The organism is Melittangium boletus DSM 14713 (assembly GCF_002305855.1).
Lineage (GTDB): Bacteria > Myxococcota > Myxococcia > Myxococcales > Myxococcaceae > Cystobacter > Cystobacter boletus.
Genome location: NZ_CP022163.1, coordinates 9,079,450 through 9,092,422, shown reverse-complemented (window position 1 = coordinate 9,092,422; position 12,973 = coordinate 9,079,450). Strand labels below are relative to the sequence as shown.

General features: G+C 65.5%; 11 protein-coding genes. 2 read left to right on the top strand and 9 right to left on the bottom strand.

What is annotated here, in order from left to right:
* Positions 1-21 precede the first annotated feature (21 nt).
* Positions 22-1,272, bottom strand: coding sequence for an ArsB/NhaD family transporter (locus MEBOL_RS37570; protein WP_095981910.1), 1,251 nt, complete (start codon positions 1,270-1,272; stop codon positions 22-24).
* Positions 1,273-1,532: 260 nt separating this feature from the next.
* Here MEBOL_RS37570 and MEBOL_RS37565 point away from each other — a divergent pair, with 260 nt between their 5' ends.
* A complete protein-coding gene (locus MEBOL_RS37565; protein ID WP_342747706.1) occupies positions 1,533-3,302 on the top strand; it encodes a M20/M25/M40 family metallo-hydrolase in 1,770 nt (589 codons plus the stop codon).
* Positions 3,303-3,349: 47 nt separating this feature from the next.
* Here the strand turns inward: MEBOL_RS37565 and MEBOL_RS37560 are convergent, their stop codons facing one another.
* Positions 3,350-4,093: a MerR family transcriptional regulator gene (locus tag MEBOL_RS37560; RefSeq protein ID WP_095981908.1), complete on the bottom strand. Its 744-nt coding sequence runs from the start codon at positions 4,091-4,093 to the stop codon at positions 3,350-3,352.
* Positions 4,094-4,295: 202 nt separating this feature from the next.
* Here MEBOL_RS37560 and MEBOL_RS37555 point away from each other — a divergent pair, with 202 nt between their 5' ends.
* Positions 4,296-6,422 (top strand): glycoside hydrolase family 88 protein, encoded by a 2,127-nt coding sequence (locus MEBOL_RS37555; protein ID WP_245919213.1) that lies wholly within the window; start codon positions 4,296-4,298, stop codon positions 6,420-6,422.
* 12 nt (positions 6,423-6,434) lie between these two features.
* Here MEBOL_RS37555 and MEBOL_RS37550 read toward each other — a convergent pair whose 3' ends face one another.
* The 7 genes from MEBOL_RS37550 to MEBOL_RS37525 all read right to left on the bottom strand — a co-directional run bounded on the left by MEBOL_RS37550 (position 6,435) and on the right by MEBOL_RS37525 (position 12,263).
* Entirely contained in the window at positions 6,435-6,638 is a 204-nt protein-coding gene (locus tag MEBOL_RS37550; RefSeq protein ID WP_095981906.1) for a hypothetical protein, read from the bottom strand.
* A gap of 35 nt (positions 6,639-6,673) precedes the next feature.
* Positions 6,674-7,231: a hypothetical protein gene (locus MEBOL_RS37545; RefSeq protein WP_095981905.1), complete on the bottom strand. Its 558-nt coding sequence runs from the start codon at positions 7,229-7,231 to the stop codon at positions 6,674-6,676.
* Between the two features lie 174 nt (positions 7,232-7,405).
* Positions 7,406-8,212, bottom strand: coding sequence for an IS21-like element helper ATPase IstB (gene istB, locus MEBOL_RS37540; RefSeq protein ID WP_095981559.1), 807 nt, complete (start codon positions 8,210-8,212; stop codon positions 7,406-7,408).
* Entirely contained in the window at positions 8,209-9,456 is a 1,248-nt protein-coding gene (istA, locus tag MEBOL_RS37535; RefSeq protein WP_095983250.1) for an IS21 family transposase, read from the bottom strand. The genes istB and istA overlap by 4 nt, the downstream gene beginning before the upstream one ends.
* Positions 9,457-9,548: 92 nt before the next feature.
* Complete coding sequence (locus MEBOL_RS37530; RefSeq protein WP_170115672.1) at positions 9,549-10,733, bottom strand: hypothetical protein; 1,185 nt, start codon at positions 10,731-10,733, stop codon at positions 9,549-9,551.
* 130 nt (positions 10,734-10,863) lie between these two features.
* The gene (locus MEBOL_RS42055; protein ID WP_170115460.1) at positions 10,864-11,004 is read right to left on the bottom strand and encodes a hypothetical protein; all 141 of its coding nucleotides are present in this window, start codon (positions 11,002-11,004) and stop codon (positions 10,864-10,866) included.
* Positions 11,005-11,012: 8 nt separating this feature from the next.
* Positions 11,013-12,263, bottom strand: coding sequence for an IS701 family transposase (locus MEBOL_RS37525; RefSeq protein ID WP_245918803.1), 1,251 nt, complete (start codon positions 12,261-12,263; stop codon positions 11,013-11,015).
* Positions 12,264-12,973: the final 710 nt, after the last annotated feature.

Genomic DNA, 12,973 nt, shown 5'->3' with positions numbered 1-12,973 from the left:
CCACCCCGGGGCGGCGCTCCCTCAGAACAGCGCGTGTTCGGCGAGCAGTACCGCGAGCCCGAGCACGAAGCTGATGAGCGTGATGGGCAGGCCGACGCGCAGGTAGCCCATGAAGCTCAGCGAGACCTTGTCGCGCGCCGCCTCGAAGACGATGAGGTTGGCGACGCTGCCCACCAGGGTGAGATTGCCCGCCAGCGTGGAGCCGAGCGCCAGCACGTGCCAGCCGAGCACGGGATCCGCCAGCGTGGGCACCCAGGGCCGCGCCAGCATGACGAAGGGCACGTTGCTGAAGAGGTTGCTGGCCACGAGCGTCAGCCCCGCGAAGCCCAGCGTCTCGCGCCAGGGCGGCCCGGACATGAAGGGCGAGAAGAGCTGGTGGATGTCCTCGGCCCAGCCCGCCTTGTTCACCCCGAAGACGACCACGAAGAGGCTGGCGAAGAAGAGCAGCAGCACATAGTCCACGCGCTCGAGCGCCTGCCGGGGGTAGACGCGCCGCGCCAGCGTCATCACCACCGCGGCGCCCGTCAGGGCGCTCCAGCTCATGGGCAGTCCCGCGAAGAAGGCGGCCACCACGCCCACGATCGTCACGAGCGTGAGCCCCAGCAGCGGCCGATCCACCGAGGCGGGCGCCGGGTGGGTGGTGAAGCGCTCATGCGTCAGCTGCCCCCGGAAGACGAAGAGCAACCCCGCGATCACCACGGCGGTGGAGACCACGGCGGGCAGGGCCATGTAAGCGGCGAACTGCGCGTAGGGCAGCTGGGAGGCGCCCTGGATGAGCATGTTCTGCGGATTGCCGGTGAAGGTGGCCACCGAGCCCGCGTTGGAGGCCATGCACACGGCCAGCAGGTACGGAATGGGCGGCAGGCGCGCCTCCTCGACGACCACCAGCACCAGCGGGGTGAGCATCAGACAGACGGTGTCGTTGACGAGGAAGGCGGACAGGAAGGCGCTGGTGCACGCCACGGCCACCAGCAGCAACCGGGGCGTGTGGGCCTTCTGGAGCGCGAAGGCGCCCGCCGCCCGGAAGAAGGAGGCGCGCGCCAGGTAGTCCGCGAGCAGCATCATCCCCAGCAGCAACACGAGCGTGTCCATGTCCACGGCGTGACGCGAGGAGTCATCGCCGTGGTTGAAGACCTCCGCGGGAGTGACGATCCCCGCGAGGACCATGAGGACGGCGCCCACCAGCGCGCCTCCGGGACGATCCAAACGGGGGAAGGGTAGGCGGATGCCCGCGATGAAGATGTAGGTGAACAGGAAGATGGCGAGGGCCAAGGCGCGCGGGACAGTAGCGGAAAGCGTTCTGCCCCGCAGGGACGCCGAAGGGGGGTGGAGGCCGCCCCCCATCATTGACCTACAAACAATCAAGGCCTCCCCCCGCCTCGTCCTGAAATTCACAGTCCGAGTTTTTCCAGAAAGCCGCCACACGTCGTAGATTCACGTGTTGGCGGATAACTCCGTCACTCTCGTGAACCGAGAAGTCCGGTTCCATCCAGTCCCCTGGAAGTCGCAAACCCGAGGTGAAGTGCATGGGAATGAGCAAGTTCGGTCCGATCGCCGTTTGGCTCGCGTGTGCCACGTCCGCGTACGCGGAAGCTCCAGCGAAGGAGAAGGAGGTATGGATCACCATCGGTACGGACGCCCTGTCGCCGGTACGCACCTCGCTCAAGGGTCAGGGGCTGACGCTGGCCACGCCCACGTTCGAGAAGGGTGGAGTGGCGGTGCTGCGCGTGAGCGAGTCGCAGGTGGAGAAGCTCTCGGGCGCGATGCACTCCGCGCTCAACCGCTGCGCGGGCTTCATCGCCCATGACTCCGAGGCGGAGGCGATGGCCGCCGTCGAGGCCGCCAACGCGCCCCGGTCAGTGAACACGACGCTGGCCAGCTACACCCTCAACAACGGCGCGACGGTGAATGCGCTCCTCGGAGAGATCCAGGAGATCAACATCCGCAATACCATCAACTCGCTGTCCACCAACTGGACCAACCGCTACTACAACGTGCAGAACGGCGCGGATGCGTCCACGTGGCTCAAGAACCAGTGGACCACCCTGGCCGCTGGCCGCTCCGACATCAAGGTGGAGTTCTTCACCCACTCCTGGAAGCAGTCCTCCGTTATCGCCACCATCCAGGGCACCACGCTGCCCAACGAGGTGGTGGTGATCGGCGGCCACCTGGACTCCATCAACCAGAGTAACCCCACCACCGGTGTCGCCCCCGGCGCGGATGACGACGCCTCGGGCGTCGCCTCCGTCACGGAGATCTTCCGCGTGGCCGTCGCCAAGGGCTACAAGCCGGCGCGCACGGTGAAGTTCATGGCCTACGCGGGCGAGGAAGTGGGCCTGTATGGCTCCAAGGCCATCGCCAACTCGTTCAAGAACTCGGCCGTGAACGTGGTGGGCGTGATGCAGTTGGACATGACCAACTACAAGGGGTCCAGCTACCACTTCGGCATCGTGTCGGACAACACCAACGCCCAGCTCAATGCCTTCACCAAGAGCCTCATCACCACGTATCAGCCGGAGTTGAAGGATCCCTATATCGACATCTCGTGTGGATATGGGTGCTCGGACCACGCTTCGTGGCACGCGGCGGGTTACCCGGCCACGATGCCCTTCGAGGCCACGATGACCACGGACAACCCGAAGATCCACACCGCGAACGATACCCTGTCGTTCACCGCGGGAAGCGCGAGCAACTCAGTCAAGTTCGCCAAGCTCGGTGCATCCTTCCTGGCCGAGCTGGCCAAGGGCGCGACGACCGGCATCACGCCTCCCTCGGACGGTGGCGGCAGCTCGGCCACCATCGCGACCTACGACTCGACGTACAAAGCGCCTCGCTGCGCCGCCGTGGGCACCGGCTGTGACTCGGGCACGTTGCTCAGCGGCCGCGCCACCGTGGGCCCCGAGAAGAGCGCGCCCAACACCATCAACTCCAGCTGCGCGGACGGCATCAAGGGCACCTACTTCACGGATGAGTCGAACGAGCGCATCAAGGTGAGCACCGCGGACGGCACGAACCTGGCCGCGGGCAAGACGGTGACGGTGGAGGCGACGGTGTTCGCCTACTCCACCTCGACGGACAAGCTGGACCTGTACTACTCGGCGAGCGTCACCAGCCCCTCGTGGAAGCTCATCGGCACGTACAGCCCGCCCGCCAAGGGCCAGACCACCATCTCCGCTACCTACGCCCTGCCCACGGGCAGCGTGCAGGCCGTGCGCGCCCGCTTCCGCTACAACGGCAGTGAGGTCGCCTGCGGCGCCGGCGACTACACCGACCACGACGACCTGATCTTCGCGGTGCAGTGAGTTCCCACTCCCGCCCTCTCGTTCAATCGGGAGGGCGGGGGGTGGATTCAGGAAAGGTTCTTCTCCGCGAAGACGCGCATGGCGTCCCGGATGAATCGAGCCGCCCCCTTCGCGTGCTGATCGTAGTGGGCGGTGAAGCGGGGATCCGCGACGTACATCTCGCCCAGGTTGATGTAGGCCTCGCGGTTGGGTTCCCAGAAGAACGAGACCCAGGCGTAGTGCCGGCGCACCAGCGCCTGGACCTCGTCACTCGCGGTGTCCTCTCCGCGCACGCTCGCCTCCGCGAGCGCCCGGGCGACCCGGTCCTGCTCCGCCATGAGTTCGCGCTGCCGCTCCTTTCCCAGCGCGGCCCACTCGCGGTTGCTCTTGTCGTAGGCCTCGCGGCCCCACCGTTCGACGACTTCCTGCTCGTACTGGCTGTTGTCGAAACCATCGAGAATCTCGTCCGCCATGAGTGGTTCTCCTTCCTTCATCTTGCGAATCGTCGTTTCCACCGACTGGATTTGCCGCCCCAGCCGTTGTTGCTCCTGACGCAGCCATGACAGGTGGGTCTGCAATGCCTTGGCGGTGTCCTTCTGCCCCTCCAGCACCTCGGCGATGGCGGGCAGCCCCAGGCCGAGTTCCCTCAACAGCAGGATGCGTTGCAGGCGCACGAGCGCCGCTTGATCGTAGTAGCGATAGCCGTTGCTCCCGATGCGGCTCGGCTTGAGCAGGCCCACGTCGTCGTAGTGACGCAGGGTGCGGCTCGTCGTTCCCGCCAGGCGGGCGATGTCCTGGATGGACCATTCCATCGGGTTCTCCTCTCGGTTCGGCTTGAACGAGAAACACGGTACGGCTTGACGTTGCGTCAAGGTCAACCCCCGTTCTGAAGGTGACGGACTCCAGAACGATGGAGGCGCGTGCCGTGAGCCCCATGTTGCTCGCTCATCCTACATATCGGGGGGCGGACGCATGGTTGGCTGGAGGACGGCGAGAGCCGGGATTCTTCTACTGGTGGGTGCTTGGGGAGCCCTCGCGGCCCATCCCGCGCTCGCTTTCGACAACGCCGCGGCGGAGCGGGTCCTCGAAGTCGCTCGGAGCAAGCTGGCGCGCACGGCGGCGCAAACGCCGGTGGGGCAATACCCCAAGAGCTCCCGGCCCGATGGAACCTGGCTGCTCGTTCCCGCCAACAACATGATCGGTTGGACGCAGGGGTTCTTCCCCGGTGAACTCTGGCTCATGTACGACCAGTCGCGCGCCACCGACTGGAAGACCCGGGCGGAGACCTGGACCCGTCCGCTCGAGCTCCAGCAGTACAACCGACAGACGCACGATCTGGGCTTCAAGCTCATGACCAGCTACGGCCTCGCATACCGGTTGACGGCCGATCCCTATTACAAGCAGGTCCTGCTGACGGCGGCCGGCTCACTGGCCTCTCGCTTCAATCCCAAGGTGGGCATCATCAGTTGCTGCGATTGGAACCCGGACTGGCATCTGCCCATGGTCAACGACACGATGATGAACCTGGAGCTGCTGCTGTGGGGGGCCCGGAATGGAGGACAGAGCGGCTGGCGGGACATGGCGCTCCTGCATGCCCTGCGAACCCTGGAGGACATCGTCCGCCCGAACGGAAGCACCTACCATGTGGTGGACTACGATCCGAACACGGGGGCACGTCTCTTCCGGGGCACCTATCAAGGGTACGCGAACGAGTCCACCTGGGCCCGTGGACACGCCTGGACCGTGTATGGCTTCACCATGGTCTACCGCTACACCCGCGACCCCCGCATGCTGGACGCGGCCCTGCGGGTGACGGACTACTACCTGAGCCGGCTGTCACCGGATGGAGTTCCCCTCTGGGATCTCGATACGCCGGAAGCGCTGAAGGACTCCTCCACGGCCGCGGCCATCGCGTCGGCGCTCCTGGAGTTGAGCAACTACGTGCCCGATGCGGAGCGGAAGACACGGTACTGGAACGAGGCGCTGCGGATGCTCGATGCGCTCAGCTCCCCGGCCTACCTGTCCACGACGGACGCGAGCCCCGGGCTCCTGCTACACGGCGTGGGCAATCGACCCGCCAACCAGGAAGTGGATGTGAGCCTCATCTATGGGGACTACTACTTCCTCGAGGCCATTCGCCGCTTCCAGCGTCAGACCCGGCCCCCCTCCGCCTCCGACTGGTACTCGAAGCTGGGCTTCGCCGCGGCCACGCATGACCTGGGCAGTGGCAACACCGGCGTCCAGATGGTCCAGTTCGATGTGACGCCGCTCAACACGTTGCTCGACGCCACCCTGGGCTACGCGGACAGCGCCACCTCCGTCACCGCGTTCTCCCAGCTGTCCATGCTCATCCGCATGAACGCGAGCGGGTTCTTCGACGTGCGCAACGGGGCCTCCTACGCCGCCACCAACTCCGTGCCCTACGAGCCGCTGTCCACCTATCACGTCCGCATGCTGACCGACCTCGCGGCGGGGCAGTACAGCGTCTGGGTGACGCCTCCGGGCGGCACGGAAATCCTCCTGGCGGATCGCTTCGCCTTCCAGACGGGTGCTCCGCCCATCGACGATCTCGGCAAGCTCGTGCTCCGGAGCGGCTTCACGGACGATGATTACCGGGTGTCGGGCCACAAGGTGGAGAGCGGCGTCTGGCCGTCCCAGCCCGGTTTCTACCTGGGCACGCGAAGCCTGGGCTCCGGTAACACCGGCGTCCAGGTGGCCGAGTTCGACGTGACACCTCGGACCTACCCACTGGATGGAGTCATCGGCTACGCGGACAGCTCCACCCTCGTCCTGGGTCGCACCGAGCTGGCGGTGCACATGCGCCTGAACCCCGCCGGCTTCTTCGATGCGTACAACGCCACGCGCTATTCCGCCTCCGCCTCCGTGCCCTACGTGGCCAATGCCACCTACCACGTCCGGATGGTGATCGATCTGCCCGCCAGGTGTTACAGCATCTGGATCAGGCCGCCCGGGGGCGCGGAGGTGCTGCTGGCCAACAACTTCGGCTTCCGCTCCGACGCACCCGCCACGGATGACCTCGGGCGGATATCGCTCAAGAGCACCGCCGCGGGCGAGTTCTGGGTGGTGGGTCATACCTTGAGGCCCGCCACGAGCGCCTCTTCGCCGACGCCGGAGCCGTGACGCCGAGGGGGCTCATGGCGGAGCCCCTTCGCTCCCCTCGGGGGGCTTGGGACGGAAGAGCCCGCAGCGCAGCACCGGTTGGGGCGGGTACTTGTTGGGAAGCAGGGGACAGAGGATGAAGGTGGACGTCTTCGTCCGCACGTACTTCGGCGGTGCCGCGCAGCGGTGGCAGAGGCTGGTCGGAAAGGGCAAGGCGGAGGGATCGGTCTCGTCCACGGTCGGGCTCCTGCGGCCAGGATGATGGGCCGAAGCTATATGGCGGAGACCGCCGAACAAGGGGAAGCGCTCGCTATTCGCATCCGAGGGACGTTCCGACCTCGAGGGTCATTCTCGGGGAGGTGAAGGGGCTTGTGCTTCTGGGGGGCGTGCCACTGCAAGAGGTTCTGGAGCCATTCCTCGTCCTTGAGCGCCCGCAGGAGGATGTCGAGTCGGGGTGACATCTGGGGGTTCGTGCTCGGAGGAGTCGGCGTGACATTGAACACGCACTCGAGCCGAGCGCGTCGATCCTCGTCCTCGCAGGCCTTCACGAGATCGGTGGCCGTTCGGATGCCATACTGGCGCAGTCGCTCAAGCACGGCGCTTCGCTCCTCTTTTCCCATGCGAAGGTGCAGGATGGCTTGATCCAACCAGTCCAGCAGCCTGGATACTGGAATGCGCGTCATCAGGGTCAACTCGATGATGTCGTGGTGGGCGAGGGCCTCGACGTTCGTCACTCCCTCGTCGATCAGCCGCGCCCGATCATAGAGGTCGATCCCCTCCAACTCCGTGAGCGGCTCATGCTCGTCGATCAGGGATGCGCTCTCGTTCATCCTCATCTTGTTGTCAGGCGACAGGAATTTTTGACCCCCTTACGTCACTAAAACTGACCCCCTCCCGGGCTCGTTGTTCTACGTCGAGATGCTCCGTCGTTCTACTGCGGATGTCCGCCGGAGCGCGCCCTCGCTGCTTCTCGAGCGAGGGCGCGCGGAGGCGGCTTCCGAGGCTCAGCGCCCGGGTTCTGCTCCGGCGTCAGGGGTCTGCGGCGAGCCACGGCCCAGCAGCCCGGCCTTGCGCTTCTGCCGCAGCCGGTAGCTGTCGCCTTGAATCAGCAGCGTGTGGCTGTGGTGCAACAGTCGGTCGAGGATGGCCGCCGCCAGCACGTCATCGCCGAAGACGCCGCCCCACTGGCCCACCAGCTGATTGGTGGTGAGAAGCAGGCTGCCCTTCTCGTAGCGACGCGCCACCAGTTGGAAGAAGAGGTGGGCACTGCGCTTCTCGAAGGGCAGGTAGCCCAACTCGTCCACCACCAGCAGCTTGGGCTTGGCGAAGTAGTTGAGCTTGTCCTTGAGCACGCCCTCGCTTTCGGCCTTGGCCAGCGCCGCCAGCAGTGCCGTGGCGCTGGTGAAGAGCACCGAGTGTCCGCTCTCCACCGCCGCGCGGCCCAGCCCAATCGCCAGGTGCGTCTTGCCCACGCCCGGTGGGCCGAAGAGCAGCACATTCTGCGCCTGGGCGATGAAGCGTCCCGTGGCCAGCTCCCGCACCAGCTTCGCGTCCACCGAGGGCTGCGCCTTGAAGTCGAAGTCCTCCAGCGTCTTCACCGCGGGGAAGTGCGCGATTGTTATCCCCATGCTCACGCGCTTGCGCTGCTTGGCCCCCATCTCCTCGCTCAGCAGCGCGTCGAGGAAGTCCAGGTACGTGGGCTCGCCGCGTGCCGCCTCCGCCAGCAACGCGTCCAACCTCTCGGCCAGGTGTCCCAGCCTCAGCCGCTCCAGGTGCTCGCGCACGCGCGCGTGGACCAGCTCGTGGCTCATGCCGCACCTCGCCGCGCGCCCTGCTCCACCACCGCCGCGTAGTCCTCCAGCGAGCGCCCGAGCGCGCTCAGCTTGCCGCCGCTGCCCTCCACGGGCTGCACGGCGCGCGCTCGCCACAGGCCCTCCCAGTGCGCCTCGTCGACGACTCTGCCATGCGGCTCCTTGCCCCGCGCGTGGGTGGCCACCAGCACTCCGGCGTGGAAGATGCGCACCTCGCTGTCTCCCACCTGCACCTCGACGCTCTCGCGCACCAGCCGGTGCGGCACGCTGTAGCGCACCGTGTCCACGTCCACCAGCGCGTCGTTGGCCACCTTGCGCTTGAGCCTCTGCTGACGACGCGGCAGCGCACGCGCGGGCAGCGCTCGCAGCGCCGCCTTCTCCTCTCGCTCGAACCTGTCCAGGGGCCGCTCGTGCGTGGTGCCGTGCACGCGCATGTCCGCTTCTGCCATCCACTCGGCCAGGTGCCTCTCCAGCTCGCCGAAGGAGTCGAACTCCCGGCCCGCCAGCGCGTTGCGCTTGACGTACTTGACGCCCGACTCCGTCTTGCCCTTGGTGCGCGCGCGGTACGGCCCGCACGCCTTGGGCGTCACGTCCCAGTCGCGGCAGAACTCCACCCAGCCCGGGTGGAAGCGCACCGTGCCGGCCCGTCTGTCGTGCTTCTCCACCAGGGGCCGCGCGTTGTCCCCCAGCACCTCCAGCACCACGCCTCCGAAGTGCACGAACGCCGCCGCCACTCCCTCTCTCCAGTCGTCTCCGCGCTGATTGAGGAAGGCGCGCACGAACAGCCGCCGCGAGAAGCTCAGCACGGCCACCAGCAGGAACACCTTCACCCACTGCCCTCCCAGCCGCACCTTCTTCTCGCCGAAGTCCACCTGCATCTGCTGCCCTGGCTTCGTCTCGAAGCGCACCGTGGCCACCTGTGCCGCGTGCTCCTGTCGTCGCTTCTCCTCCACCGCTCGCTGCACGGTGCGCACGCCTGCCTCCACGCCCTCCTGCGCCAGCAGCGCCTTGACCACCACGGCGTTGCCCTCCGCCGCTCCCGTCCACAACTCCACCGCTCGCTGCTGCTCGGCCTCGGTGAGCCGCCTCGCCTTGGGCCTCACCTGCTTCTCGGCCGCTCGGCCCGCGCGCACGTAGCGCCGCACCGTGTTGCGCGCCACGCCCACCTCGCGCGCTATCCGCTTGTGGCCCCAGCCCGCCTCCGCCAGCACGCGGATGCGCCGCACCACTTCCTGCTCCACCATCGGCACCTCCGCCGCGCGGGGTGCCACAACTTCCGCCGTCTCTTCCATCGCACTGACCTCCCAAGTCCAGGGGCTCTGGAAGGGGGTCAGTTTTAGTGTCGCGAGGGGGTCAATTTTGCTGTCGCTCTACACTTGTGGCCGCGGCGCAGCTTGTGGACGAAGTCATAGATGAGGACCAGACCGGTCTCGGGAACAATCCCGATCAAGAAGACGAGGGCTCGCAGCCAGTTCTGATTCGCTCCCTTCATGTTCAGGGCCATCCCGGAGAGTGCCCAGGCGAGGATCATGACCGTGACGATGCGGATCGAGATGTGGCTATAGGACTTGGGCTGGAGATCCCTGCGGACATAGCTGCGAAAAACCGCCTGCAGGGCGTAGAAGTACGCCCCGAGGAAGGCGAAGGTCAGCATCGACCGCGGAGGGGTCAGTACGGCGGCCATGGCTCGCGGGCCTCCGGCGGGCGAATCCACGCATAGGATGGTCAGCGTCCAACCGATGGTGAGCATCAGCGTCGAAACGAACAGCGGCGAGCGCCTGGTGGGCAATAGCCGCTCGGCGTTGCTCCCCACATCGGCGCCGTAGGCATCATCCATCAGATGGCCGTATTTGCTCTCGATGTCCCGCCGGGTGGTGATCGTCGAGTCGAATCGGAAGATTTGACTCACGAACATGTGGCGCAGCGACGCCACATGCTGCCGATCGAACGCGAAGAAAAGCAATACGGGGAGCAGCGATAGCGTCACGATGAGAAGCAGGGGGAGCAGATGGCCGACCAGCTCTCTATGCAGCGCCGGGTCGCCCAGGAGCGCCTGCTGGTGAGCCAGCTTGAGATGACTCCACAGTTCCGTGGAGAACAGGCTCATGGTGCTCGGCAGAACCACTCCGATGACCAGGACCAGTAGCAGAGAGACCTGTTGTCGCACCCAGCTCGCGACCGAGCGCAGCGACGAGTTCAGAGTCTTGCGCCACTGGAGCAACAGGTTGAGCCCCACCAGGACCAACAGGAAGCCACCACCCACGACCCAGTAGAGCTGGTCCAGACCGCCGAGCAACCCCACGAAAGGGAAGAAGGCGAGGTACCACCACCTCACGACCCCCAGCAGGTTCGAGCAGTGCACCAAGGTCTCGTCCGGTTCGGGCGCCAACGAGACGTAGCCTTGCTGTTCGTATTGCTTCAGCTCGAACCGGTGCTCCTCCGCTTTGGTGAGCCTCCTCGCCCGCTCCAGAGGAGAGAGGATGAGCTTGAGGCTGGAGCCATCTTGAGCCTGGATGATCAACCGCCTGTTCGTCTCGTTGCAAACCAGGACCCCGAGCGACCTTCGCCTCCTGTTCGCCGTGCTCTCCAGCTGACTGGCTCCCTCGGTATCAAGTACCGGCCCTTCGCTCATGGTCATCTCCCATCTAGTACTACAGTTGGACGTGGATATTGGGCGCTCTGCGGCGGTAGTGGCAGAGTTTGGCGACGGCCTGATGATGGCGCCGCCAGCGGCTCCATCGCAGGATGAAGTCCAGCGCGGGCCGCACCACCCAACGCGCGAGTTTCCACATCAGACGTCTCACTTCCTGAACACTGAAGCGGATAAGGACAGGCCTCGCCGCCGTCGAAACGCTCCCATGCGACTGCTTCGATGCGGCGGGCCCAGGCGTTTTGGGACTGGGTGCTCCTTCTCGGACGCGTTGGCCATGACTCGCGCGGCCGCCAGGAATGCATGTGCTACCAGGCACAACGTCATGTGGCGGTACCACCCTCGCCATTTCCTCACCTCATAGTCGTCCAGTCCCACCTCCCCCTTGGCCGACTCGAAACATTCCTCCACCGGCCAGCGCTTGCCGGCCGCTTCCACCATGGCGGCCAGCGACGTCGTGGCCGGTGCATGCACCAGATAAAAGCTCACCTCGCTCTCCTCCGACACGCTTCGACGGAAGAGAAACCACCGCGCCTGGGTCCCCTCATGCGAATTGACTCGGACTCGCGCCCAGTCATACCTGCGCGGTCCCTTGGCTCCCGCCCCCGCCGACAGCCTCGTCCATTCTCGCCTCTTCACCTCTTTCAAGACTTCTCCCGCCGTCACCTGCTCCACCCCGCGCCAGGCGTAGGTATTGGAGGCCACCGCCAGGACATACCGTTGCGACTGGCTCTCCAAAAACCGTCGCAACTCTCCATCCCGGCCATACACCTCATCTCCCACCACCCACTCGGGACGGAGTCCCGCGTCGAAGGCCCGCTGGAGCATGGCTCGCGCCAGCTCGGGTTTCGTCTGGAATCGCACCCGCCGTGGAATTCCCGCCTGACGACATCGGTCCGGGTCCTCCAGCCAGTGCTCGGGCAGGTACAGTTCGCGGTCCACCAGGCAGTGGCCCTTCTCGGTGACGTAGGCCAGGAAGACGCCTATCTGGCAATTCTCAATGCGGCCCGCCGTGCCACTGTACTGCCGGGCCACTCCCGCGGACTTGTCCCCCTTCTTCAAGAAGCCTGTCTCATCCATGGACAAGACTCCCCCCTCGCCCAGTCGCTCGCGGGCATACGTCAACACGTCATCCCGCAGCGCGTCCTCGTCCCAGTGCGCCCCGTTGAGCAGATGTTGAAAGGCGTAGGGCGTCGCCCTGCCCACCTCCTCGCTCAAGCCCCAGGAGTTCTTGCGCTCGACTCGGGCCAGCAACCCTTGCAACAGAGCCTCCGCCGAGGCTCGTGTCTCCGGACGTGCGAAGTGGGGCTCCACCCACTCCCGCACGCGGCGCCACTCCTGCTCCCATTTCTGGACGAGCACCGCTTCGTTGTTGTCCGAGACGATGGCGCTGCTGGACATGACCGCCCCCAGGTAAAGGTGACTTCTCCCATGGGTTGTAACCACGCCACCTCCGGCGTCACCTTCTCCTGCGTTTCGCTTTCTCTCCTGGCTCCCCACCAGACAAGTGGGGCCCGCTATCCCACCTCCGCAGTTGCGCGGACCCAGGGCTGCGCTATCTCAGTGGATAAGGTACGTGCGCGGGGCCCACGGAAGACGGCTCAAGGGAGGTGGTCGCAGCGACCGGGTCAACGGCACTCCTCTGTCGGCCTGGAAAGTACAACTGTAGTACTAGGGGAAGCCTGCGAAGTGGCGATGTGACGCCCATGGACGAAGGGCCAGGCTCCGACGTGGAGGAGGGATGAAGCCCTCTTTGTAGGTGGACGTCCGCATCAGGGCCCCTCGTCCGAGGGGTTGGGTGTACACTCGGAGGTTCGTGGGGCACGGACTGGCGGCGGACGAGCTTCGGCCGTAGACTCGTTCCCACTTGCGCTAGAGTGGGAATGTCTCGCGACGATGCCTACATAGGCGGGCTATGTGAGCGATGACAAGGTTAGCATGTGTTTGTCTTTTTTATTTTTGTATTTAATTGTCATTTGATTGGTTTTGATGTTTGTGTTTGTCTTTTGTGTTGGCGTGTGGTTTGTTTGTCTTTTCTGCAATTAATAACAAACAATTCCCGGGTGGTTTGGATTGAAGGAGCTGTCCTCCCGGAATAGGATGCCCAGGCA